The sequence below is a fragment of the Neorhizobium sp. USDA 3394 genome, from assembly GCF_056280385.1.
Window position 1 is genome coordinate 3,185,431 of record NZ_JBWCDU010000001.1, and the last position, 25,053, is coordinate 3,210,483.

The following is a 25,053-nucleotide window of genomic DNA, read 5'->3' on the forward strand; positions in this document are numbered from 1 at the left end:
ATGGCTACGAAGAAGACACCTCTCACCGACGACGACTCGCTGATGCCGCTCGGCAATGATGCCGATCTGGATCAGGCCATCGACGATTTGCGCGGCGTCTTGAAGACGGATGCCGATGGCGGCGCACCTGATTTCGATGCCGATTTCGGATCGTCCGCAACCTCCGATTTTTCGGCCGACGCTCCGTCCTTCGGCGGCGGCTTCGAAGCGCAGGCCGATACGTTCGGCAGCAGCTTCGGTGGCGGCGCCTCGGGTCTTGGCGGTGCAAAAAGCTTCGGCGGCAACGATTTCGGCAGCTCCACATCCAGCAGCGCCGCCTACCAGGAACCGGGCAGCGCGCTCAACGCCAATCTCGACCTGATCATGGATATCCCGATCGACGTCGAGATCGTGCTCGGCACCAGCCGCATGCAGGTGTCGGGCCTGATGACCCTCGAGGAGGGGGCGACGATCGCACTCGACAAGAAGATCGGCGAGCCGGTTGAAATCGTGGTCAACGGACGCCGCATCGGCAAGGGCGAAATCACCGTGCTGGAAAATGACGACACGCGTTTCGGTGTGCGACTGACGGAAGTACTGAGCACGAGAAGAACCTGATCCCTGTTTGGGACAGAGAAGGAAGACCATGATGGACTTTGAGGATTTCGGTGGCAGCGCCCTCTCTACGAAACCGTTGTCCAAGGCCGAAAAGGCCGCGGCAGTGCTCCTGGCTATGGGCAAGGGCGTCGCTGGCAAGCTTCTCAAGTATTTCACGCAGGCCGAGCTGCAGAATATCATTGCCTGTGCTCAGAGCCTGCGCGCCATCCCCCCGGACGAACTCCTCGAACTCGTCAACGAGTTTGAGGACCTGTTCACCGAGGGCACCGGTCTCATGGACAATGCCGCGGCGATCGAAGGCATTCTCGAAGCGGGCCTGACACCGGAAGAAGTCGACGGGCTGCTCGGCCGCCGCGCCGCGTTCGACGATTACCAGGCCAATATCTGGGACCGCCTGCAGGATGCCGATCCGGCATTCGTGGGCAAATTCCTGTCGCGCGAACATCCGCAGACGGTTGCCTACATTCTTTCGCAGATGCCATCGATGTTCGGCGCCAAGGTCCTTCTCCAGCTTCCCGACAGCCGACGCGCCGATATCATGAACCGGGCCGTCAACATGAAGGAAGTCAGCCCCAAGGCCGCGCAGATCATCGAGAACCGGGTGATGGAACTGATCGCGGCAATCGAAGCCGAACGCAACTCGAGCGGCTCGAACAAGGTTGCCGAACTGATGAACGAGCTCGACAAGAGCCAGGTCGACACCCTGCTCAGCTCCCTCGAGACGATCAGCAAAGACTCCGTCAACAAGGTGCGTCCGAAGATCTTCCTCTTCGAAGACCTGCTCTACATGCCGCAGCGCAGCCGCGTCATGCTGCTCAACGACGTCGCAGGGGACATTCTCACGATGGCGCTGCGCGGTGCGACCAACGAGATCAAGGAATGTGTTCTCGCGGCCATCAGCCCGCGCCAGCGCCGCATGATCGAAAGCGATCTCGCGGTTCAGAACATGAACCTCAATCCGCGCGAAGTGGCGATTGCCCGTCGCGCGATCGCACAGGAGGCGATCCGGCTCGCCAATTCGGGCCAGATCATGCTCAAGGAAGAAAAGAAGGAAGGCGACAAGCCGGCCGAAGCCGCCTGACCTTCCGATTGAAGCGCTACGAAGAAGCGGAGCGGGAAATTTCCCGCTCCGTTTTCGTTTCGAGCAGCCTTTGGCCGATATTTTCCGGCCACCCACAGTCTTTTTCTCGACTCGATTAGCGGCTAGCAGGCGATGCGGTAACATCGCGGGCGGCGGCGGCCGATTCGTTTGAGCCACGTCCTCGCAACCGGAAGACCGATTGGTTCAAAGCCGTGTCCGACGACGATAAAGACAGTAAAACAGAAAACCCGACCGCCAAACGAATGTCGGAAGCGGCAGACAAGGGTAACGTCCCGGTCTCCCGAGAGGTGCCGCTTTTTGCCTCCATCCTGGCATTCTATGTCTTTCTCGTCTTCTTCCTGCCCTCGAACATCGCAAAAATGGCCGAGACGCTGAAGGACCTTTTCGAACAGCCGGATCAGTGGCGGCTCGAAAATTCGACGGACGTCGTTTCGCTGAGCGTCCATCTCGGCTGGGCTATCGCGGCGTTCCTCGTTCCGGTGATGCTGCTCTTCATCATTTTCGGGCTTGGCTCGTCGTTCGCGCAGAACATGCCGTCGCTGGTCCTCGAGCGCGTGCGGCCGCAGATTTCCCGCGTTTCACCCTCCAAGGGCTTCGGGCGGATTTACAGCGTTCCGGGTTTCGTCGAGTTCGGAAAGTCGATCTTCAAGATCCTGATCGTGGCCGTGATCATGTATTTCGCATTGCGCGGCGAATATCTCTCCTCGCTGGACGCGATGTTCTCGGATCCGCAGGTCATCCTCGTCAAACTGGACGCAGTCGTCCGCCGAATGGTGGTCGTCGTCGTCCTCTCGGCGGGGATACTTGCCGTGGTCGACGTCCTGTGGACGCGCTATCACTGGTACAACGAACTCAAGATGACCAAGCAGGAGGTCAAGGACGAATACAAGCAGGCGCAGGGCGACCCGATCGTCAAGCAGCGCCAGAAATCGGTTGCGCGCGACCGTGCCCGCCGGCGGATGATCAACAACGTGCCGCGCGCCACGCTCGTGATCGCCAACCCGACTCACTTTGCCGTAGCGCTGCGTTACGTGCGCGAGGAGAACGACGCACCGGTCGTCGTCGCCAAGGGCCAGGACCTGATTGCCCTCAAGATTCGCGAGATTGCCGAGCAAAACGATATTCCCATTTTCGAGGATCCGCCTCTGGCGCGCTCCATGTTTGCGCAAGTCTCGGCGGATAGTGTCATTCCGCCAGTCTTCTACAAGGCTGTGGCAGAACTCGTGCACCGGGTCTACGCTTCCCGGTCGCAAAAAAAACGGACACGCTGAGCGTCATGAAGAAATGCACCTACTCCACCGAACGGGAAGAAATCGTTGCACAAGCAATAAGCCCGGTGGCTTCGGAACTTCGCCTGCTCGATGCCGGTGACCTCATCTCACTTCTACGCCTAGAGTGCCACGGCAGCCTTGCCGATCTCGTGTCTTCAGCAGCCGAGCTCTATTTCCATCCGGGGACCGTCAGTTTCGGCGCCGGCGGCGACTACAAGCTCGAATGGAACGGCAAGCCGGAAGTCGTCCTCGACCTCGAAATCAAGCCGCGCGGTGTTTCCGTCTATGCGCGCCTGACGCTGGCTGACCAGCTGGCAGCCCTCGAGATCGACCACATTGCGTTCCAGGCTCCCTTCGAGGATCCGCACGACAACACAGCCTTCCTGGCAAAAAGCCTCCAGGAAGCCAAATTCGTGAAGACCAGCAACTCGCAGATGTAAGCCGCCCTGCCCCAAGTCTAGAAGACGGGTTCTTATCCGACCGGTTCAGTGGATATAACCGAGCCTGATCGCCTTGGCGATCGCCTGGATGCGGTTGACCGAATCGAGCTTGATGGTGGCCGAGCCGAGATAGGCGTTGACGGTGTGGACGGAGAGGCCAAGCTTTTCGGCAATCTCTTCGCTGATGCGGCCGTCGCCGGCCAGCTGAAGGCAGGCTATCTCCCGTTCGCTCAGCGATTCCGCCGGGACGCTGCGACGTTCGTCGAGTGCCAGGAGGTCCATGACCACCTGGCAGCTCCTGACATGCTGGTCGATGATGACATCGCTCACCAAATCCATCGATGTACCGAAGAAAGCAACATAGCCGTTGCCGAGGGCGCCGAGGCGTACGGGAAAGGCGATCCCCGAAAAGGGAACGACGCCGGAATTCAGGCGATGCGTCAACGGTGAAAACTCGCCCGCATCAGCAAAACTGGTATTCTCCGATCCGTTCCAGATCAGCGGCAGAAGCGACGTCTCGATATGGTCCAGCAGCGCCTCGCCATAAACACCGACGAGCTGGTTGCTGCTCTCCAGCGCGCCGGCTCCCCAGTTTTCGAGCTCGCATACGAGCTTGCGCTTGTTGGGCAGCCCGGCGCCGGCTATCCGGAAAACCGCAAAATTCCGCGCCTTCAGGTTCTTCTGCATGGCGACGAGTTTCGGAAAGATGTCCGACCGACTCGATGCGCGCTGGAGGCGCAGATACTGGATGCTTCCAGGTCCATCTGCCGTGCCGCTGCGCGAATAACCCATTGAAATTATTTTCCTAAACTAAGTTGTTGCGAACCGCGTAGGCGATCGCCTCGGAGCGAGTCTTGGTTGCCGTCTTACGCATCACGCTGGTAATGTAGTTGTTGATCGTATTGCGGGATATGCCGAGGATCACGGCGATCTCGTCACTGGTCTTGCCCTCCGCAATCCAGAAGAGACATTCCAGCTCCCGTTCCGTCAGTTCGAAATCACGCTCCGTCCTAGCGTCGGCATTCTCTCCGAAACTGGCGCCGTAGGCGGCGAACAGGCCCACTTCCCTCAATCGTTCCTGCGACAGGATGATGCCGTCCAGGAACAGCAGCATCAGCGAGAACCGCGTCCGGCCAACGCAAAAGGTAAGCGAGCAGTACTGCCGGCTGATGTCGTCCGGCGGCACGATGTCGTCGGGTAACAAGGCAAAGCTCGGGGTCAGCAACGAGAGGCACTTTTCCAGTTCGGTGGAACGCGCGTAACCGCTTGCGAGCTCGGAGCCTAAGCGGCGGACGAGATCAAAGGGCCAGTTGGAGGTTACGATGAAATCGAGGCCCTGTTCCTGGATGAGGTCGTAGCGGGCCAGCAGAAAATGAGAAGCGCCGACGTAATCTGCGAGCAGCCGCATGACCGCCTGAATGTTGTTGGAGCCCGCCAAAACCGAAAGACGGCGAACCAATTGCTCACGCGAGAGTCCTCTGGAGCCGGCAGACTCCGCATAGGAGCGCCCCTCCGTCATCATCTCTACCCCCGACAACTCCATTCGGTACCTGCTCCCCGCCTCGTGGTGCATTCGTCATGAATGCGCGCATCGCGGCATGTTGCGATTCCCATACAACCCCTCCAGCGCCGAAACGATCCCGCATCAAGCAAATACATCAAGAATAATGGCAGTAGCCGCTTTCCCTCGTCCTGGACACCGGGGTTTCAGCAGTTCCACCTCTTCGGGACCTCTGGAAGTGATTGTACGAATCAAGGCCATTGTAGGAGACGCGTTACGAATTACCATCGCCCCGACATCGGATTTCCCCAGTTGCGCCATATTCCTGCTGATTCGCCATATAGATAAATTGGCCAAGTGTGTGGCGGAGCTGAAAAGAAATAGGCCGGACAAGGTCCGGCCTATAACGATCATATTTTCGTGATACCCTGTCAGGCCGCCTTTTCGAGTGCCCACTTGCGGAGAATCTTGGCGGCGCGCTCTTCGGAGATTTCGACCATCCGGGCCAGGCGCTTTTCGGGACCTTCCTTGACGCGGCGGTTGAAGCCCTCGTCGTCGCCACCGCCCAGCATGTCGTTCGAGCTGTCGAAACCGAAGTCGGAGCCGAAACCGTCCATGAGTGCCGGGCTGCCGGTCGTCGGAGAGAAATCCGGAAGTTCGAGACCTGCGCCGTCGGCGGCTTCGCCGGCGACACTGTTGCCGCTGACGGTGCGGATGAGCGGGCGAAGACCGAGCCAGACCACCAGGAAAGCGACCAGGACGAAGGCGAGCGAGTTGATGATGCCTGCGACATTGCGGCTCAGCATGTCCATCACGCCCGGCCCGCTGGATGCTTCGCTGAGCAGCTGGTTCTCCAGGAAGTCCATAGCCGTCAACGTGACTATGTCGCCGCGGTTTGCATTGATGCCGGCTGCGGATGCCACGATCTTCTGCATCTCGGCGAGATAGGCATCGACCTTGGCCTGGTCGGCCGGCTCGCCGACCATTTTCGCGATACGTCCCTTGTTGACGACGACTGCGACCGAAACCTTCTCGATCTGATAGCTGTTGCGCGTCGTGGCGACGGTCTTCTGGTTGATCTCGTAGTTGGTCTGCTCTTCCTTCTTGTCGGACTGATCAGACGATTTCGGACCGTTTGCGCCACCCGGAGGCGGAGCGGCCTGCGGCACGTTCTGCTCCACGGTCGTGGCGTTGTCGTCCTGGGTCTGCTGCGATTTCGACGCTTCCTTGGTAGTGCGGACCGAACGTTCGACGCGGGAGTTCGGATCGAACACCGTCTCGTTGATCTGTTGGCTGTCCGTATTCAGGGCCGCCGTGACGCTGGAGCGGAAATTGTCCATGCCGAGGAAAGGCGCCAGCGCCTTGTCGATATTGTTTTCGATTTCCTGCTGAACGTTCTGGACGATGCTCAGCGACTTGTTCATTTCGCTGCCGCCGTATTCGTCGCCTGATGCGAGCAGCTGACCGGCCGAATCCAGAATGGTCACGTCGTCCACGTCGAGGCCGGGGACTGCGGAGGCGACAAGGTGGCGAATGGACGAGGCAGCCTTGCGCCCCGTCGTCGAACTGGCCCGGATCATCACCGATGCCGTCGGTTTCTGCTCACCCCTGCGGAAGTTGCCGACATCCGGCATCACGATATGAACGCGGGCGGCGTTGACGCCGTTGATCTGCTGGATCGACCGGCCGATCTCGCCTTCAAGGGCGCGAACGCGGGTGACTTCCTGCATGAAGGAGGTTAGCCCGAGCGAACCGACATTGTCGAAGAGTTCGTAACCGGCGTTGGTGCTGTTCGGCAGGCCCCGCTCGGCCAGCAGAAGCCGCGCCTTGCTCGTCGAGCCGGCAGGAACCTGAAGGCTCGAACCGTCCGTACCGACCTGGAAGGACATGTTGGCCTCGGCCAGCGCGATGCTTACCTGGTTGAGGTCGGCCGTATCAAGACCGACATAGAGCGTCTCGTAAGCCGGCTTGTTAACGAAGAGGGCCGCCGCAATAACGATCGCAATTGAAACGACGCCGACAGCGCCTAAAGCAATAAGTCGCGTCTGGCCTAAACCGGCCAGATTTTTAAAGACTTGTGAAAATTGAGCCAACAGATTCATTCTGTTCCCACATCGCCAACTAGGTATTCGAGCCTATGCTCAATCGCACCTTAGGAAGCGAAGCTTGTGCGAGCGTTTCGCGAGAGCGTGGTTTTGGCGACTGTGGATGGGATCGTGAGACTGGCGAGTGCGCGGGCCGTCATGGCCGGAGCATGCATGTCAGGGCTGGCGATCAGAAAAAATCGAAATCGCCGGCTGCCTTGCTCAAAGGCTGGGAATGGCCGTGGCGCATGCCGTTGGCCAGCGCCTTCTGCATGTCGGCGAGTTTGACGAGATTGAGGGCGGTCGAGACATCGACCATCCATTCGTTCGGAATGCCGCCGGTGATCGTATCGATGAATTCCGCAAGGCCGCGCGTCTTCTGGACGGCAAGGTCTATGCCCTGCAAGACTTTCAAGCTGTCCGGCGACTGCAGGATCGTTTCGCCACCGAGCTCCAGAAGCTGCGGCTCGACCCGTTCGATCAGGTATGCGACGTCATGAAGCTCCGAGACCAGCCGCATCAGGACTTCTGGAAGAGATTCCTCAAAGGGAGCGATTGGCGTCTTGACGATGTCGTTCATGGCTTCTTTCGCCCCGAGAAATGACTTCTTTAAAAGAACTCGATTGAGCTCTCGACCGGCTTCGGCGGCGTGCGTACCGGACGCTCCTCCATAGCCACCGTCCGTTGAGTTTCGGCCCCGGTCAGCGGATACTGACGAGCCCGGCCGCTCACGGGCCAGAACTCCAGCTTGCGCCCGTGCTCCCCGCCCGTAGAGGAACCGACCACCGGAATGCCTTCGTCCTTTAGGAATTGCATCGCGAATGCGGCATTCTGCTCGCCGACATTCGAAAAGCTCGCAATCGTCTTGGCGCCGCCGAAAATCTTCGCTTCCAACCGGTCTCGCCGGGCACCCTGCTTCAAAAGTCCGTTGATCAGCAGTTCCATCAGATGCACGCCATAACGCGTTGCATCACCGCCCGAGGTCATGGAGCCGCCGGATCCCGGAAGCAGGAAGTGGTTCATGCCGCCGATACCGGCGACAGGATCGCGAAGACAAGCAGCCACGCATGAGCCCAGAATCGTCGAGAGGACGGCATTCGGGTCGTTCAGGACCTTAAATTCCCCCTGGATGATATGGACACGCCTGACTGCAGCGGCGTCATTCATTTCAGTGCTCCAAACACCGCTTCGATAGCGGCCTTCATCTTTTCGATCGTGAACGGCTTGGCGAGAACGTTATTGGCGCCGAGCTGGGCCGCTTTCTGAACCAAGGCGCGGTCGCCCTGAGCTGTCAGGATGATGAACGCGGCCTTCTTGGTGTTCGGATTGGCGCGGACGGCCTGCAGGAAGCCGATCCCGTCCATCTTCGGCATGTTGAAATCCGAAATGACGAGATGGTGGGGCTGTTCCGCCATGATCTTCATGCCCTGCTCGCCATCGCCGGCCGCAGTGATCTGTTTGAAGCCGAGCTGTGTCAGGGCGTCGCTGAGCAGCAGGCGGCTGGTGACCTGATCATCAACGATCAGAACTTTGATTTTTTCAGCGATAGACATTTATTCGGTACCTTCTTTTCGGGCGGCAGTTAACTTCAACACTTCTTCTCCAATGGAGCCTAGCGGCAGTTGCTGCTCGACGGCCCCCATTTCATGGGCAACCCTCGGCATGCCGTAGACCACACACGTCTTCTCGTTCTGCCCGATCGTGCGAGCGCCCGCGCCACGCATTCTGAGCAAACCTGCAGCTCCGTCGCGGCCCATGCCCGTCAGGATGACCCCGACCGCATTGCGACCCGCCAGATCGGCGACCGAGTCGAAAAGGACGTCCACCGAGGGCCTGTGGCCGTTTACCGGCTCCCTTTCGATCAGCCGGCAACATGGCGCCGACGGATTGACCACCTGCAAGTGCCGTTCGCCACCAGGCGCGAGGTAGATCTTGCCGATCTCCAGCCGCGCGCCGTCCGTGGCTTCCTGCACCACAGGAGCGCAGATACGATTAAGCCGTTCAGCAAAACTTTTGGTAAACGTGGAAGGCATATGTTGAGTAATTACGGTCGGTGGGCAGTTTTGCGGGAACTTTTGCAGGACCGCGATGAGCGCTTCGACGCCTCCGGTTGACGATCCTATGGCCACAACCTTTCTGCCGACGCGGTATTCCGCGGCGGGAGCAGCTGCCATGACCGGCGCAGGTCCGTTCCGGCGTGGTCCTGACCGGGCCGCAGCCTTCACCTTTTCAGCAAGATCCATGAAAGGGCGAACGTCGCCGGGAGCCGGCTTGCCGACACAGTCGAAGGCGCCGATCTCGAGGGCGGCCAGCGTCGCGTTGGCACCCTGATGGGTCATGGCCGAGACCATGATTACCGGCATCGGACGCAGGCGCATGATCTTTTCGAGGAATTCCAGCCCGTTCATATTGGGCATCTCGATATCGAGGGTAACGACATCGGGGTTGAGCTGCTTGATCGCGACGCGCGCTTCCAGCGCGTCGCCGGCCTGGCCGACGACATTCACCTCAGGATCGGAATTCAGGATGGCCGTGATCAGGCCGCGCATGGTCGGGGAATCGTCGACGACCAGGACCCGTGCTGGAGCGCTCATGCCTTCCTCCCCGCATTCTTGCCGGTATAACGATAGGTCGTGATGCCGATGTTATCGAACAGGTTCTTCGCGTCGCCGGAGACGCGTTCGGAATGGCCGATATAAAGATGTCCGCCTTCAGGCAGGAGCGAGGCAAAGCGGGACCAGATTTTCATCTGCGTCGGCTCGTCGAAATAGATGACGACGTTGCGGCAGAAGATGACATCGAAATTGCCCTTGAAGGGCCATTGCGCCATCAGGTTCAGCTCGTTGAAGGTGATCAGCTTCTTGACGCGTTCATCGATCTGGAACCTGCGGCGTCCGCCGGCATCGACCTCCCGGAACCACTGCTTGCGCATGGCCGGCGTCATGGTCTCGAGCGCGTTGTCGTCGTAGATGCCGGCGCGGGCCGCGGCCAGGATCTTCGGATCGATATCGGTCGCCAGGATGCGGAAGTCGAGATCGGCCGCATTGGGAAGCAGCGACAGGACGGTCAGCGCGATCGAATACGGCTCCTGCCCGTCCGAACAGGCGGCCGACCAGATGCGCACGCGACCGCCGCTCTTGGCGCGGTTGATCAGACCCGGCAGAACCTCGTCGCGCAGGTGCTCGAAGTGATGGTTCTCGCGGAAGAAACGGGTGAAGTTGGTCGTCAGATGCGAAAGCATCTCTCGGCGGGCGGCGGCACCTTCGGGCGACGCCACCAGAACGCAATAGTCCTTGAACCCGCGGAGCCCCAAAGCCCGGATATGCTTGGAAAGGCGGGAATAGACGAGCGAGGCCTTGGAATCGTTGAGATAGATCCCGGCATCCGCGTAGATCATCGCCGAAATGTCGGTGAGGTCACGACGCGTCAGCGGATATTCGCCGCTTGCGAGGACTTCATCCGGTGACTGTCGGCTTTCGATGGCGCCCAGGGGCTTCATGCAACTTCGCTTTCCGTGTCGGGGAAGAGGGCGTCCAACTCAATCATGCAGATCATCCGCTTATCGATGGCGAGAATCCCCCGGGCGTATTGTCTCTCCAGGTCGGAAGAGACTTCCGGTACTGGCTGGATATTCTCGTCGGTAATCGTAAGGATATCGGAAACGGCTTCCACAAGGAGACCGACAACTTTGGTCTTCATCTGCGCCACGATGATCACATGGCGCGCCGTCGGCTCGGCATCCTTCATGCCAAGCCGGGCCGAAAGATCGACAATCGGCAGAACGGCGCCGCGCAGATTGATGACACCCATGACGTATGCGGGCGCATGCGGCAGCGGTGTGGCCTGTGTCCATCCGCGAATTTCGCGGACGGACATGATGTTCACGCAAAATTCCTGATCGCTGATGCGAAAAGCGATCAGCTCCTTGCTTCCCTGGACCAGATTCTTCACGGCATACGACATATCAACTCAACCCGTGGCGGCTAACGACATTTCAGGTTTCATGGACTGGCCTCGCGACGCTGCGACGACCGCATCGACATCGAGGATGAGCGCAACGCGGCCGTCACCAAGAATGGTGGCTGCGGCGATGCCCGGAACGTGTGTGTAGTTCGCCTCGAGCGACTTGATGACGACCTGGCGCTGGCCCTGGATGGCATCGACCATCAGTGCGCGCTGTCCGCCGCCTTCCGATTCCACCAGCAGCGCGACGCCTTCGACCGGATTGGCCTGGGTGGCGCGGTAGTTGAGGACCCGACCCACGTCGACCAGCGGGCAGAACGAGTTGCGGATCGAGATTAGCCGCTGATTGGCGCCGAAGGAATGGATGGCGGAAGCCTCCGGCTGCAGCGTCTCGACGATCGCGGTCAGCGGTACGACCAGCGTCTGGCCGGCGACCGTAACCACCATGCCGTCGAGGACGGCGAGCGTCAGCGGCAGGCTCATGGTGAAGGTCGAGCCGTAGCCCGGCCGCGACGAGATCGAGATACGGCCGCCGAGCGCCTGGATCGACCGCTTGACCACGTCCATGCCGACGCCGCGGCCAGAAATGTCGGAGATCTTGTCGGCGGTCGAGAAGCCCGCCATGAAGATCAGGTTGTCGATCTCGTCGTCCGACAGATTGGCGTCGGCTGCAATGATGTCGTTGTCGATCGCCTTCTGGCGGACGCGCTCGCGGTTGATGCCGGCGCCGTCGTCGGCGAGCTCGATCAGGATGCGGCCCGAACGATGTTTCGCGGTCAGCTTGATCGTGCCTTCCGGGTCCTTGCCGGCAGCTTCGCGCTTTTCGGGCGTTTCGATACCGTGGTCGACGGCATTGCGGATCATGTGCGTCAGCGGTTCGGCGATCTTGTCGATGACCGTCTTGTCGACTTCGGTGTTTTCACCTTCGGTGACCAGGCGGATCGACTTGCCGACCATGTCGGCCACTTCGCGAACGATACGCGACATGCGCTGGAAGACCGGCTTCACCGGCTGCGCGCGGATCGCCATGACCGAGTCCTGGATCTCGCGGGTGAGCTGCTGCAGCTCTTCGAGGCCCATGTTGACGGCCGAGGTACCGGTCGCGTCGTTCTCGACGACGCTCTGGGAGAGCATCGCCTGGTTGATGACGAGTTCGCCGACGAGGTTGATGAGGCGATCGACGCGGTCGAGATCGACGCGGATCGTCTGGCCCGCGCCGGCAGCGGCGGCTGCGGCATTGTTCTGGGCGGCAGCAGTCGCGGCGGCCGATTCTTTCTTTTCAGCGACGCGCGCGGCCCTGGAGACGTTGCTCGCGGTCTCGGCGGCGGACAAGGCGGCGGCTACGGTTTCTTCCGAAGCGCCCCGTTCGCTGGCCGTTTCCTCTTCAACGGACGAAGAGTCATCCAGGATCGAAAGATCGAACGGAACCGGAACCATCGGCAGTTCATCGTTGGAAGATGCCTCTTCGGCAAACTTCACTTCGAGGTCGCAATCCCATTCCGCGAATTCGAAGACGGCGCGGATGTCGTCTTCGCTCCGGGTGGTCCGGATCGAGATCTTCCAGCTGAAGTAGGACGCTTCCGGATCCATCTTGTCCAGCGCCGGCAGAGCATCCGTATCGCAATTGATGCTCATCTCTCCCAGACGGGACAGGTCGCGCAGCAGGAGCGCCGCTTCGTTGCCCTTGGAGTAGAGTTCGCGGCGCGGCTTGAAGATCACCTCGTAGAGCGAGCCTTCGACTGCCGGCTCATCTTCCTCGCCGAAACCGTCGAACGAGAAGGGGATCGGCTGGAAACCGCTGTCGTCGCTCGGCTTGGGAGGCTCGACCTTCGCCGCAGGAGCCGCGGCGGGAGCAGCCTTTGCGGCCGGTTTCGGGGCGTCGTGGCCGGAGGAAGACGGGAGCTCGCCATGGGCAAGCGCCTCGAGTTCCTTGACGAGGCTGCGGCTTCTCGATTCGTCGACGCCGCCGCCGTCACGCGAAGCGGTGACGAGGTCGGCGAGCACGTCGGCCGATTTCAGCATGACCTTCAGGACGTCCTGCGTCGGCTCCAGCTTATTGGAGCGCACGCAATCGAGCGTCGTCTCGAAGACGTGGGCGAAGGAGACCAGATCGTCCAGACCGAAGGCACCAGCGCCCCCCTTGATGGAATGAACGGCACGGAAAACGGCGTTCACCGTTTCGGGGTCGCGATCCCCGTCGTTCAGCTTGAGAAGACCCGACTCCAGTTCAGCGAGCTGCTCTTCGCATTCCTGAAAGAAGATCTCTTTGATTTCGTTCATATCCATCGGGGGAATTCCTGGCTCAGGCGGTTACACGCTCGATCGCATCAATCAGTTTGGCAGGATCGAAAGGCTTGACGATCCAACCCGTCGCGCCGGCCTGCCGGGCCCGGTTCTTCTTCTCGGCATCGCTTTCCGTCGTCAGGACGAGGATCGGGACGGCGCGAAATTTTTCGTTGCGGCGAACGCCTTCGATGAAACCGAAGCCGTCGAGACGCGGCATGTTGATATCCGTGACGATGACGTCCGGATTGCAGCCCTCGAGGACTTCGAGGCCTTCAACGCCGTCTTCCGCCTGAATTGTTTCAAAACCTGCGTTATTAAGGGTCACCAGAAGCATGTTCCGGATCGTCCGTGAGTCATCCACGGTCAGTACTTTTTTCTTCATTGCTAGATCTCCTTAGCAACCAAATTCTGGTTATTGATGCCGATAAGTTGCATCGTCTTCTGAAATGCATCCGAAGCCTTCTCCACGAGGAGGGACTTCTTGTCTTCTTCCCAAGCCTTGACGCCGGCGAGCAGAACCTGGGCGCACTGGACACCGACGCGCTCGACACCCGACGCATCGATCCTGAGATCGCTGCCGCGCATGGAGACCAGCTTGCCATGCAGGTTGGAGGCCTCGTTGAGGTCCAGCACCGCGGCCAGCTTCAAACTTGCAGGTCCAGCCTTCTTTGCTGCCATCAGCTTATTCCTTGTCGTTTCTGAAAGATGTATTCGCCGTCATCCGCACGTTCGGAGGCCATCGGCGCGATCGGGACGAGAGTCGGCTGGGGTCTTGGCGCTGCCGGACGGCGCGCATCCGCATAACGGTTCTGCCGTTCGATCCGGAATTCGCGGACCGTCCGTCCGAGTTCCAGGATGACGGTATGGAGTTCGTCGGCGCCTTCGCCGGCGCGGGACGCAAGGCCTGCATTCGAGGCGACGTGTTCGCTGACCGAACCGATCTCGACGGTCAATCGGTCGAGACCGACGGCCTGTTCGCCGGTGTCGCGGGCGATGCCGGCGATCGCGTCATTGATATCGGAAACCTGGCGGACGATGCCGCCGATCGCCTCCTGGGTGCGGTGAACCATCTCGACACCCGCATCCACCTGGGACTTGGTGCCGTTGACGAGCGTCTTGATCTCGCGGGCCGCATCGGCGGAGCGCTGGGCAAGCGCGCGCACTTCCTGGGCGACGACCGCAAACCCGCGGCCCGTCTCGCCGGCGCGGGCCGCCTCGATGCCGGCGTTCAGCGCCAGCAGGTTCGTCTGAAACGCGATGTCGTCGATGACGCCGATGATCTCGCCGATCTTTTCGGCCGAGGATTCGATATCCGCCATGGCGTTGATCGCCCGGCCGACGACCTCGCCGCTTGCCTCGACCGAACGGCGGGTGTCAGCGGCGGCTTTTTCGGCGGCAGCCGTCTCGGCCGCGCTTCCCTTGACCCTGGCGGTAACGTCGAGCAGTACGCGTGCCGCCTCCCTGAGGCGGGCAGACTGTTCTTCGGAAGCGGAGGCGAACGAGCGGGCGCCTTCGGCGAGCGATTGAGTGAGAGCACCAGCCTTCTGGCCGTGTCCGTCGGCTGTCTCGACCGAGGAGCGCATGCCGGCGACCGCCTGGTTGAGAAGATCGGCGAGTTCGCGATAGACATCCGGAACATCGGCCGGCAGGGAAGCCGTCAGATCACGGTCGGCAAGTGCGGCAATGACGTCGGTGAAGGTTTCGATCGCCTGCGCATGATCGGCTTCGCGCTGCTCGGCCAGTGCGCGCTGGTGCTTCAGGCGCTGTTCGTTGAAGCGGAGCGAGACGGCAATCTCGACATCGACCATCACCAGGCGGGTAATCGCGCCGACGAGGTCGAGCAATTCCTGCTCGCGCTTGCGGCCGCCTGGCAGCAGCGATTTAGGAGCGAGATCGACGATCGCGCCGGCGATCAGGTGTTCGAGCATCACGGCGTGGCCGGCAATGTGCCAGCGCGGGTCGAGGCCCATGCGGCTCTCGGCGTCGGAGAGAACCTTCACCCGCTCGGCGTAGAGCGCATCGAAGCGGGCATCGGTCAGCACGCCCCAGTGGGAAGCCTGCAGGTCGTGCAGCCGTTCGATCTGCTGCTCGCTTTCGAAATTGCGAGCGGCTTCCGGAAAGGATTGAAAGCGGTGAAAGAGGTCGCGCAGACCGGTCTTCAGATGCCGGTCGAGCTGCGGGCGGCAGCGGCGCAGCAGATCGCGCAGTTCGCCGTCGAGGCCGGCAAATGCCAGTCTCTCGCCCAGGCTGCCTGCCTGGCCACGTCGCGCCTGATCCGATGGCATTTCCTGCACCAAAGCCGTCCCCAAATTAATCAAGCCAATCCCCGAAGAGGATCGGCGGCATGCGAGCTGCTGTCGCCAGCGCCTGGATGAACGGGGATGCTCGCCAAAACCGGATCAATATCCGTCGGGCATGGGCAACGCGGTCACCACGGCTTTGCTGGATTTTCATGAGCGGATACCGGATTGGACCGGTACGGCTTTGCGGCTTCATGCCTGGTGGGAGACCGGAGTCATCCCATTTCGCCGTGGTCTCTAATATGTATGGTTAATTCCTTGCCTGAAGGTTAATGGAAGGTGCAAGGATGCCTGTTTTGCTTCAACCGGGCGCATAATACCCGCTATGGGCGCATTTGCCTCGGCACTACGCGGAGCTGCCTTTTCTCAGTTCATCGCCTGAACGTCGGCAAGCCCGCGCAAGCCAGCCTTGTCGCCCATGTCGGCGAGCGCCTGGAAGATGCGAGTGGCATCGGCAAGCCGGCCGAGGTTGAGGTGCGCATAACCGCGCAGCGACATGAGATCGGACTGTTCGGGAGCGATCTGCGCCCGCTGGTCGAGCGCCAGCAACGTCTCGCGATAGCGCCCGGCCTTGAAGGCGTTGACCGCGCGGTCGGAGAGAATCGCAGTCTGCAGCTCCACCGCACGCTGGTTGGTCTGGGCCGAGTCGGCCGCAGCAACGGATGCCTTGTCGGTCAAACCGGCGCGCAGATAGGCGAGGCTCTTACCGTAGGCGGCATCGGAGCGAGCAGTGGCCGAGCTGCTCGCATAGGCGGCATCGAAGGATTGTGCGGCCTCCAGGGGGCGGTTGAGATCCATCAGGCACCAGCCCCGGGCCAGCGCCGCTTCAGGCGGAATCCGGCGGGGATCGAGCGTCGTCGAGCATTGCCCGCGGCGGACGGCCGTTTGTGCGGGTATCCTTGCGGTCCTGTGGATCGGCTGGGGCTCAGCCCGCGTCACCTCGGCCCGGGCGACCGGTCTGGTCTCTTCCACAGGCGGCTCGGCAGCCGGTACATTCGCTCTCGCGCCATCGGCGTTCGACCTCGATGCGGCCGCGGGCTGCCGGCGCGGCGCCTCCCGCTCGGTCACCGGTTCGCCGAGCCGCGCGATACGTTCGGACCGGCCCGCCCATGCCCGCTGGAGCTGAACCACCCCGGACTTGTCGCCGAGGTCATTGCGCGTCAGAGCGAGGCCGTAGGCGGACGGTTCGTCGTCCGGCTCCCACGCGAGCGCCGCCTGAAACCATTCGGCTGCCGTTTGCGGCTGCTGCATGGCGCGGGCGTACCAGCCGAATTGCTGGGCCGCATCCGCATTGCGGGCAGTTATCACCACCGGTGCCATGCGGCGCAGGACGTCGTCCCGCAGTACCGGCGGAGGATCGAGCGCCAGCAGATTGGCGACGGCGGCAAGATAGGCTTCCTTCGCGCCATCGGAGGCTTCGCGCCAACGATGGAGCACCGTTTCCGCTTCCACGGGCGATTTCTGCGCAACCAGCGTCAGTGCCAGCCCTTCGGCGGCCGAAGCGGTCTCCTCCTTGTTGAAGGCGCGGCGGAACCAGCGCTCGGCCCCGCCGAGATTGTCGCGGCGATAGAAATACCAGCCGAGCATCAGTGCATCGGAAGCCTTGCCGTCAGCCTCGGCGAGCCGCTCCAGCCGGGTCAGGTATTTTTCCGGCACCACGAGCCTCGCATCGGTGTTGCCGGCTGCCACCAGCCGTCGCGAGATGTCGTCGCGCAGCGGCTCGAATTCCGGTTGGCCACCCGCCGGCGTCCGCTCCTTGGCAAGCAGGTCCTCCAGCATGTCGGGCGGCAACAGCTCGCTCCCCTTCTGCGCTGTGGCGAAACGCTCCGAGGAATCGTCGCAGTTGTCGAGGATATAAGTGTAGGCGTCGCGGGCGCGGCCCTGCCTGTCGGTCCTGGCGAAGGCTTCCGCCACCCGCCACAGGATGTCGATTTCGCTGCAGGTCAGCAGGCTCGGATTGTCGGTCGCCATCCGGATTACCGCGTCATGGTTTTCAGCGTCGGAAGCCGTGACCAGACCGGCGCGCGCCTCGGCAAGCTTCAGACGTTCGAGAAGATCCGCCGGCGGCTGCCAGCCGGGTTCGGTCGCCTGGCGGTCGGTGATCGCCTTGCGGACATCCGCATAGCGGGACTGGGCGTAGAGGGCCCACATGTTTTCGAGCTGGCGATCGGTATTGATCTGGACCGCCAACGGATCGGCCGGCGGGGTCCAGTTCGGGTAGAGCGCCCTCAGACGGGAGATCTCCGCCTGCAGGCGGGCGGTATCGCCCCTCGCCGCGAAATAACGCAACGCGCTTTCGTCGACCGCCGGCTGCTGGCCCGGCGGCACGGCGGCGGCTGAAATGACCTGCTGGGGATTTGCAGGCGGGACCGGTGGGGCGGGCGGGGGTGTTGCCGGCGCCTGAGCGACCACCAGCGACGAAGAGCCGGGCCTGGCAGGCGTCGCGGTATCCCGGTTCGGATAGAGGAGTTGGGCGACGACACGCTCGGTCTTTTCGGCGGTCGGTGCCGTGGGACGCGATCCCTTGGGCGGAGAAGGAAGCGAATTGACGGAGCTCGTCAGCAGGCCAGGATCCACCGTCGGCTGACGGCTCAAACCATACAACCCCACGGCGCCAATGCCCAAAACCGTTAATGAGATCAGCGAAAACCGCATACTCACTCCGCTATCGTCCTCACTCCCCGTCTACGCCTCATGCTGCGGGCTTTGGCTCTTTAAGCTTTCTATTTCTAAAGAATGAACTGATATGGTTAACGAACAATTTAGATTTACCTCATCAAATGGCTGAGTCGGTCCAGGCAATCGGTTCTGCTGCAGCTCGCTCTGCAACGAACGGTCGCCGGGGACCTCCGACGGACAATGAATGTCCGCGACTTATCAGTATTGTTCGGCATGGCGGAAAAGCATCTGGTTCGACAACAGAAAATGAGCGGCCTCGGCCATCTGGGTGCAGCGGTTCTGTTTTGTGGACTGCCGCTTCTGGCTGCCGGCTGCGCCGGCCAACCCGTCCAGATGGGCACCTTTGCCAAGAACCTGCCGGCCGAACAGGCCATGGTCCTGCCGCCCCCGGCCGGTCCCGGCATCGTCAGCGTCATCGAACGGCGCTACGACAACGCCGTCGATCAGGACATCTTTCTCTACACCTCAGCCCTGACCCCAGGGCAGAACCTGCTGAAGGCCCAGTTCTTCGGCACCGTCAGCCCTTTCAAGCTCAGCGACAACAAGCTCACCTCGACACCGGTCACGGAAGCCGGGATTGCCTCGGAGATGCGGCGGGCGCTGCCGGGCGTGCGGATGGTGCGTTCGTCCTTCTTCGTCCAGAACAATTACGGCCCGTTCGGCTACGCCTTCGGGCGCGGCGCCGGCAACGACCTCTGCATGTATGGCTGGCAGCAGGTCCGTAGCCCGTCCGGAACGATCTCGCCGCTCGCGAACCACGGTTCGATCCAGATCCGCGCAAGAATCTGCGAGGCGAACGCCACCGAACAGAAGCTGCTGGCCTTCATGTACAATTACACGATCACCGGCGCAGTGGATGACGGCGGCTGGAACCCCTATGGGGAACCGCAGCCGGTCTCCCCGAGCCTCGGTGGCGTCGGTGCACCGATCTATCCGCGACCGACCTCAGCCGAGCCGATCGTCCCGGTATTGCCGCAGCGAACCAGTGCGGTCCATACCCGTTCCGGGGCGGCACCTGTGGCCCGATCGACGCCACCGGCTGCCGCCGCTACGTCAGCAAGCGTGTCCTCGGCGGCGGTGCCCGTGGTTTCGGTGCCGAGGCCGGTCATGACGCAGACCGCCACGAGCACATCACCGGTCACGGCGGGACCGTCGGTCTCGCGCGCACCGCTCGTGCCCTCGCCGTCGGGCCTTGCGCAACAAACCGGGCGGGTAAGCGTTCCCTCACCTTCCTGCACGGACGTGACCAGCGGGGCCGCCAATGCGTGCCGATAAGCCGAACAATTCCGATCGATCGATGCCCGGATCTTCCGGCTGCAGGAGATAGCCCAGGATGCGGACATTCCTTTCTGCGGTCATCTGGGCCCTCGCGAGCGCGTTGATCATCGCGCTCGTGACGCTGCCGATCAACACGCGTACCCAGCTCATCGCCAGCATTCTCGTCGTCAGCGTGATGGGCATCATCCGGCTGCTCAAGGCAGGGGGAAAATGGCGTCTCGTGGCGCTCGCCTTCGGCACCGCCATGGTGATGCGCTACGTCTACTGGCGCACGACAAGCACGCTGCCGCCGGTCAACCAGCTCGAGAACTTCATTCCGGGACTGCTGGTCTACCTCGCGGAAATGTACAGCGTGCTGATGCTGGCGCTCAGCCTGTTCGTGGTCTCCATGCCCCTGCCGTCGCGCGCGCCCTATGGACGACGCGATCGGGAGCTGCCGACCGTCGATGTCTTCGTACCGAGCTACAACGAGGACGAGGTGCTGCTTGCCAATACGCTCGCCGCCGCCCGCAACATGGATTATCCGCCGGAAAAGCTGACCGTCTGGCTGCTCGACGACGGGAGCACGCTTCAGAAGCGCAAATCCGACAATGTCGCCGACGCCCGGGCTGCGGAAACCCGCCACAAGCTGCTGCAGCAACTCTGCGAAGATCTCGGTGTGCGCTACCTCACCCGCGAGCGCAACGAGCATGCCAAGGCCGGCAACCTCAACAACGGGCTCAAGCATTCGACCGGATCGCTGATCGCGGTCTTCGACGCGGACCATGCGCCGGCCCGGGATTTTCTGCTGGAGACGGTCGGTTATTTCGACGAGGACCCGAAACTCTTTCTCGTCCAGACGCCGCATTTCTTCCTGAACCCGGACCCGGTCGAGCGTAACCTGCGTACCTTCGAAAAGATGCCGAGCGAGAACGAGATGTTCTACGGCATCATCCAGCGCGGCCTCGACAAGTGGGACGCGGCCTTCTTCTGCGGATCGGCGGCTGTCCTGAACCGCAAGGCGCTCGAAGTTTCGAACGGCTTCTCGGGCGTCAGCATCACCGAGGATTGCGAGACCGCGCTCGACCTGCACAGCCGCGGCTGGCACAGCCTCTATCTCGACCGGCCGCTGATCGCCGGGCTGCAGCCTGCCACGTTCGCAAGCTTCATCGGCCAGCGCAGCCGCTGGGCCCAGGGCATGATGCAGATCCTGCGCTTCCGCTTTCCACCGCTCAAGCGCGGCCTCTCCCTGCCGCAGCGGTTCTGCTACATGTCATCGACGCTGTTCTGGCTGTTTCCCTTCCCGCGTACGATCTTTCTCTTCGCGCCGCTCTTCTACCTGTTCTTCGATCTGGAGATTTTCACCTCGTCCGGCGGCGAGTTCATGGTCTATTCGCTGACCTATATGGTCGTGAACCTGATGATGCAGAACTATCTATACGGGGCGTACCGCTGGCCCTGGATTTCCGAACTCTACGAATATGTGCAGACGGTTCACCTTTTGCCTGCCGTCGTCTCGGTAATGCTCAATCCGCGCAAGCCGACCTTCAAGGTCACCGCCAAGGACGAATCCGTCTCCGTCAGCCGACTTTCGGAAATCAGCCGGCCATTCTTCGTGATCTTCTTCGTGCTGCTCGTCGCATTTGCGATCAGCGTCTACCGGGTCTATGCCGAGCCCTACAAGGCCGACGTGACCCTCGTGGTCGGCGGCTGGAACCTGCTCAACATCATCCTCGCCGGCTGCGCGCTCGGGGTGGTGTCCGAACGGGGCGAACGGCAGGCTTCGCGGCGCGTCAAGGTCAGCCGCCGCTGCGAGTTCGGCGTCGGCGACCGCTGGTTCACCGCCACGATCGAGGACGTCTCGGTGCATGGCGCCGGCGTGCAGGTCTATACGGAAGGGTTCAAGGATATCACGGTCGGAAAAAGATGCATTCTCCGATTCCAGCCCTATAGCGACATGCCCATCAGCGATTTGCCGATCGAGATCCGCAACGTGGAGACGATCGGTGACGTCTCCACGATCGGCTGCCGCTATCTGCCCGAGCGGGCGACGGACCACCGGTTGATCGCCGACCTGATCTTTGCCAATTCCGCTCAATGGAGCCAGTTTCAGGTCTCGCGCCGGCGCAATCCCGGCCTCGTTGCCGGTACACTATGCTTTCTCGGCCTCGCGATCTACCAGACAGCCCGCGGGCTTTCCTATCTCGTCCGCAACACCGGACGCGATAACGCCGCAGGCGGACAGAAATAGGAGGGCATGATGAAAAAGGCTCTCGCAATCGCAGTTCTTCTTTTCTCCGCAGGCATCGCGCCGGCCCAGACGCCCGCGCCGTTCAACATGGGCCCGGAGCGCCCCCAGAACACGCCGTCCGCAGCGCCTCCGGGCCAGCAGGCGCCCGCACCCCGGCCGGTATCGCCTGCTCCCGGCCCGGTGGAGACGCAGATTCCGCTGCCACCGCCACGCCCTACGGGCCAGACAGCGCCGCCCCCTGCCCCCGCACGGACAACGGCACCCTCTCCGGCGCCCCCCGCGCCTGCCGCACAGGCGGCAACGCCGGCGCGGCTGCCCGCAGCCCTTCCAGCAGAACTTGCCGGGCGGCATTATCTGGTGCCGGAGAAAAGCCTGCGGCTGAACGGCGAGGCCGATCAGCGTTCGTGGTCGATTTATCTGACACCCGAACAGGCGGCAGCACCGGCAAAGCTCAATCTCGGCTACCAGAATTCCATCGTTGTCGCGCCGGAAGTCTCCGAACTAGCGGTCACCATTAACAACGTGCCGGTCTACGCCAATCCAATTGCCTCGCCCGATCAGATCACCGACCGCGTCCTCGATATTCCGGCAGGCGTCCTGAAAGGCGGCGTCAATCTCATACGCTTTCGCGCCGACCAGCGGCACCGCACCGACTGCACGATCGAATCGACCTTCGAACTGTGGACGGATATCGACCCGCAACGGACGTTCCTGACGTTCGGAACGAGCGGAACGAACCGGCTTTCGCGGCTCGACGACATCCGCGCCGTCGGCGTCGATGAAAAGGGGGGCACCCGCTTCCGGCTGATCGTGCCGGCCCTCGACCAGCTCGGCGCAACCGACATGCTGATGCGGCTGACCCAAGGGTTGGCGCTGATGGGCGGCATGCCCAACCAGTCCTTCGCATTCGAGAAGACGCCCAGCGCATTGCCGAAGCCCGGGGAGCTTGCGATCTTCGTCGGTACCCGCGACGAACTGCGGCCACTGCTGCCGGCTCTGCCGCCCGCCGCCGCCAATGCCGCCGTGGCGAGCTTTCTCGACTATCCCGGCGCCTACGGCGCCTCGGCCCTCGTCCTGTCCGGTCCAAGCTGGCCGGCGTTGGAAGGCCTCATCGAAAGCTTCGTCGCCGCCACCGACGGTTCGGCCACGCAACGGCGCGAGACGCTGTCTACTCAAGCCTGGCACGGCCTCGATACGCCGTTCCTGTTTTCGAATGCGGCGATCGATTTCGCGCAGCTCGGGATCGAAAGTCAGGAATTCGCCGGCCGGCTGTTCCGCACCCGCTTCACGATCGGCGTACCAGCCGACTTTTATGCCAACGCCTACGGCGAGGCGCGCATCCTGCTCGATGCCGCCTATACCGCCGACGTTCAGCCCGGCAGCCACATCGACATCTTCGTCAACGGCGATATAGCCTCGACTGTGCCGATCACCTCCTCAGGTGGCGCTCTCCTGCGCCATCTGCCGATCAAGCTAACGCTGCAGCATTTCAAGCCAGGCGTGAACACGATCACCGTGGAAGCAGCGCTCCTGACGCGCCAGGATATCGCCTGCGCTCCGGGCAGCACCGCCGACAGCAAGGCAAGGTTTGCGCTCTTCGGGAGCTCCCAGTTCCAGATGCCCGATTTTGCCCGCATCGCCCAGGTGCCCAATCTCGCCGCCACGGCCGGAACCGGTTTTCCCTACCGGATCGGCACCGAGCCCGTTTCACTGTTCCTTGGCCGGGTCGACGAACAAACCCTGTCTGCTGCGGCGACCTTCCTCGGAAAGATGTCGATCGCCTCGCACCACGTGATACCGGTCGACGTCACCATATCGGCGGCGCGCGTCGCCGGAGCGAACGCGCTCTTCATCGGCTCCATCTCGGAATTCCCGGCCAATATCCTCACGCAGCTGAAGATCGACCAGGAAAGCCGCAACAGCTGGAACCCGGCGGGCGTTTCATCGAACACGTCGACCAGAACCTCGCTGACCCTGCAGGACTGGCAGCAGCGCGCGGGTAACAACTTCTTTTCCCAGCAGTTCAGGGCACTCGGCGACTGGGCCAAGGACAATTTCGACCTCAGCATGGCGATGCTGCGTTTTGCCCCGGCCACCGACGAACTCTACAAGCCTCCCCAGACAGCAAAATTGATCATCGCCCAGGAAAGCGATCCGACGCAACTCGGCACCTGGACCGCGATCATTTCACCCGATTCCGCGTCGCTTGCGGAAGGCATGCAGGCGTTTTCGGCGCGGGAGGAATGGGACCGGCTGAAGGGCCGCATCATCGTTTATGAAGGCGAAGGCAAGGAGTTGCGCGACGTGCCGGTGAGCTGGTTCCGGTTCATGCCGACGCAGCCCTTCTCGCCGGGAAATGCGCGGCTGATCGCCGCCAACTGGCTGTCGGACAATATCATGTCCTACGCCCTGCTGCTGGCCGCCGGCGGCGTGCTGCTCGGGCTTGCGACGGGCGGGCTGCTGTCACTGCTCGGCCGCAACAGATAATCCCTTCGGTTCAGGGCGCCATGCCGCCCTTGCCGGTGAATTTCCGGCTGATATGGAGCGAGCCTGAAAGACCGAAACGCCACGGCAGATCGACGGCCTGGGAGATGCCGATCCGCCGACCGGTGACGATCAGCGGCGGTGTTTTCGGCAGGGTGAGCGCGAACGGGGGCGCGAGCAGCGGCATGCCGTTGTGCTCGATGGTGATGCCGAGCGCCTGGCAGAGTCGGCCCGGACCGGAGCAAAGGAGCAGCGGATCGGCAAGGCGGCGCGTCTTCTCCATCTCCTCCAGGCCTCTGAGCGGCTGCAGCGCCCTGATCAGCACGGCGCTGCCGGGCCGGCAGACGAAATTCAGGCACCAGTGGATGCCGTAGGAACGATAGACATAAGCATGCCCCGGCGGGCCGAACATCACCGCGTTCCTCTGCGTGGGTCCCCGAAAACTGTGGGATGCCGGGTCGTCCGGCTCATAGGCTTCGGTCTCGACGATCACGCCGCCCGCGCCGGAGACATCGAGTTCGACGCCGATCAGGTCACGCGCCACCGCCACGGAGCCTCTATCGAAAAACTGCTGGTTCATAAAAAACGCCCGTCTCGTCGCCGGCTGCATCCATAGACGGCGAAGCACGGCTTGTCTTCTCCGCCGACAACCCGACATCCTGCAGAGCCGAAGCGTTGTTGTGGGGATGCAACAGGTCCCCACTTGCGGTTTGCCAAGCCAACACGGAATTGTGGACGCACATTTTTGTGCATTGCCATGAAAACGCTCCGGGTGTCGTATTAGCTTTAGAAACATCTTGATTCTCAATGGATTGTCGCAGCGATTTCAATCTTTGCG

General features: G+C 61.9%; 22 protein-coding genes. 7 read left to right on the plus strand and 15 right to left on the minus strand.

Features of this window, described 5'->3' with window-relative positions:
• The 4 genes from fliN (at position 1) to ACZ9EJ_RS15725 (ending at position 3,410) form a co-directional block, all read left to right on the plus strand.
• Positions 1-597, plus strand: coding sequence for a flagellar motor switch protein FliN (gene fliN, locus ACZ9EJ_RS15710; protein ID WP_046628175.1), 597 nt, complete (start codon positions 1-3; stop codon positions 595-597).
• 28 nt (positions 598-625) lie between these two features.
• Complete coding sequence (gene fliG / locus ACZ9EJ_RS15715; RefSeq protein WP_046628173.1) at positions 626-1,678, plus strand: flagellar motor switch protein FliG; 1,053 nt, start codon at positions 626-628, stop codon at positions 1,676-1,678.
• A 212-nt stretch (positions 1,679-1,890) separates the two neighbouring features.
• The gene (gene flhB, locus ACZ9EJ_RS15720; protein WP_046628171.1) at positions 1,891-2,970 is read left to right on the plus strand and encodes a flagellar biosynthesis protein FlhB; all 1,080 of its coding nucleotides are present in this window, start codon (positions 1,891-1,893) and stop codon (positions 2,968-2,970) included.
• Between the two features lie 5 nt (positions 2,971-2,975).
• Positions 2,976-3,410, plus strand: a complete 435-nt coding sequence (locus ACZ9EJ_RS15725) for a hypothetical protein (protein ID WP_037087099.1) — start codon at positions 2,976-2,978, stop codon at positions 3,408-3,410.
• Positions 3,411-3,455: 45 nt separating this feature from the next.
• Here ACZ9EJ_RS15725 and visR read toward each other — a convergent pair whose 3' ends face one another.
• The 14 genes from visR to ACZ9EJ_RS15795 all read right to left on the minus strand — a co-directional run bounded on the left by visR (position 3,456) and on the right by ACZ9EJ_RS15795 (position 18,199).
• Positions 3,456-4,202, minus strand: a complete 747-nt coding sequence (gene visR / locus ACZ9EJ_RS15730; RefSeq protein ID WP_046628169.1) for a transcriptional regulator VisR — start codon at positions 4,200-4,202, stop codon at positions 3,456-3,458.
• A gap of 13 nt (positions 4,203-4,215) precedes the next feature.
• Positions 4,216-4,932 (minus strand): transcriptional regulator VisN, encoded by a 717-nt coding sequence (gene visN / locus ACZ9EJ_RS15735; RefSeq protein ID WP_251089472.1) that lies wholly within the window; start codon positions 4,930-4,932, stop codon positions 4,216-4,218.
• A gap of 410 nt (positions 4,933-5,342) precedes the next feature.
• Positions 5,343-7,013: a flagellar basal-body MS-ring/collar protein FliF gene (gene fliF, locus ACZ9EJ_RS15740; RefSeq protein ID WP_046628165.1), complete on the minus strand. Its 1,671-nt coding sequence runs from the start codon at positions 7,011-7,013 to the stop codon at positions 5,343-5,345.
• A gap of 172 nt (positions 7,014-7,185) precedes the next feature.
• Positions 7,186-7,575 (minus strand): chemotaxis protein CheT, encoded by a 390-nt coding sequence (cheT, locus tag ACZ9EJ_RS15745; protein ID WP_046628163.1) that lies wholly within the window; start codon positions 7,573-7,575, stop codon positions 7,186-7,188.
• A gap of 29 nt (positions 7,576-7,604) precedes the next feature.
• Positions 7,605-8,162: a chemoreceptor glutamine deamidase CheD gene (gene cheD, locus ACZ9EJ_RS15750; protein ID WP_046603224.1), complete on the minus strand. Its 558-nt coding sequence runs from the start codon at positions 8,160-8,162 to the stop codon at positions 7,605-7,607.
• Positions 8,159-8,548: a response regulator gene (locus ACZ9EJ_RS15755; RefSeq protein WP_037087108.1), complete on the minus strand. Its 390-nt coding sequence runs from the start codon at positions 8,546-8,548 to the stop codon at positions 8,159-8,161. The genes cheD and ACZ9EJ_RS15755 overlap by 4 nt, the downstream gene beginning before the upstream one ends.
• Entirely contained in the window at positions 8,549-9,589 is a 1,041-nt protein-coding gene (cheB, locus tag ACZ9EJ_RS15760; RefSeq protein WP_046628160.1) for a protein-glutamate O-methylesterase CheB, read from the minus strand.
• A complete protein-coding gene (cheR, locus tag ACZ9EJ_RS15765) occupies positions 9,586-10,494 on the minus strand; it encodes a protein-glutamate O-methyltransferase CheR (RefSeq protein WP_046641984.1) in 909 nt (302 codons plus the stop codon). Before cheR ends, cheB begins: the two co-directional genes overlap by 4 nt.
• On the minus strand, positions 10,491-10,958 hold the full coding sequence (locus ACZ9EJ_RS15770) for a chemotaxis protein CheW (protein WP_046628157.1): 468 nt from the start codon (positions 10,956-10,958) through the stop codon (positions 10,491-10,493). The genes cheR and ACZ9EJ_RS15770 overlap by 4 nt, the downstream gene beginning before the upstream one ends.
• Positions 10,959-10,964: 6 nt before the next feature.
• Positions 10,965-13,244 carry a chemotaxis protein CheA gene (locus ACZ9EJ_RS15775; RefSeq protein WP_046641983.1) on the minus strand — a complete coding sequence of 760 codons (2,280 nt, stop codon included), beginning with the start codon at positions 13,242-13,244 and terminating at the stop codon, positions 10,965-10,967.
• Positions 13,245-13,260: 16 nt separating this feature from the next.
• The gene (cheY1, locus tag ACZ9EJ_RS15780) at positions 13,261-13,626 is read right to left on the minus strand and encodes a chemotaxis response regulator CheY1 (RefSeq protein WP_037087114.1); all 366 of its coding nucleotides are present in this window, start codon (positions 13,624-13,626) and stop codon (positions 13,261-13,263) included.
• Positions 13,627-13,628: 2 nt separating this feature from the next.
• The gene (locus ACZ9EJ_RS15785; RefSeq protein WP_037087115.1) at positions 13,629-13,922 is read right to left on the minus strand and encodes an STAS domain-containing protein; all 294 of its coding nucleotides are present in this window, start codon (positions 13,920-13,922) and stop codon (positions 13,629-13,631) included.
• Positions 13,922-15,529: a globin-coupled sensor protein gene (locus ACZ9EJ_RS15790; protein WP_251089473.1), complete on the minus strand. Its 1,608-nt coding sequence runs from the start codon at positions 15,527-15,529 to the stop codon at positions 13,922-13,924. The genes ACZ9EJ_RS15785 and ACZ9EJ_RS15790 overlap by 1 nt, the downstream gene beginning before the upstream one ends.
• A gap of 381 nt (positions 15,530-15,910) precedes the next feature.
• Positions 15,911-18,199: a hypothetical protein gene (locus ACZ9EJ_RS15795; RefSeq protein WP_052764692.1), complete on the minus strand. Its 2,289-nt coding sequence runs from the start codon at positions 18,197-18,199 to the stop codon at positions 15,911-15,913.
• Between the two features lie 270 nt (positions 18,200-18,469).
• Between ACZ9EJ_RS15795 and bcsN the strand changes: the two genes are divergently transcribed.
• The 3 genes from bcsN to ACZ9EJ_RS15810 are packed head-to-tail and all read left to right on the plus strand — an operon-like array spanning position 18,470 to position 24,218.
• A complete protein-coding gene (gene bcsN / locus ACZ9EJ_RS15800) occupies positions 18,470-19,498 on the plus strand; it encodes a cellulose biosynthesis protein BcsN (protein WP_052764691.1) in 1,029 nt (342 codons plus the stop codon).
• A gap of 58 nt (positions 19,499-19,556) precedes the next feature.
• The gene (bcsA, locus tag ACZ9EJ_RS15805; protein WP_046641981.1) at positions 19,557-21,731 is read left to right on the plus strand and encodes a UDP-forming cellulose synthase catalytic subunit; all 2,175 of its coding nucleotides are present in this window, start codon (positions 19,557-19,559) and stop codon (positions 21,729-21,731) included.
• 9 nt (positions 21,732-21,740) lie between these two features.
• Positions 21,741-24,218 (plus strand): cellulose biosynthesis cyclic di-GMP-binding regulatory protein BcsB, encoded by a 2,478-nt coding sequence (locus ACZ9EJ_RS15810; protein WP_251089476.1) that lies wholly within the window; start codon positions 21,741-21,743, stop codon positions 24,216-24,218.
• Between the two features lie 10 nt (positions 24,219-24,228).
• Here the strand turns inward: ACZ9EJ_RS15810 and ACZ9EJ_RS15815 are convergent, their stop codons facing one another.
• Complete coding sequence (locus ACZ9EJ_RS15815) at positions 24,229-24,795, minus strand: DNA-3-methyladenine glycosylase (RefSeq protein WP_080955835.1); 567 nt, start codon at positions 24,793-24,795, stop codon at positions 24,229-24,231.
• Between the last annotated feature and the right edge of the window lie 258 nt (positions 24,796-25,053).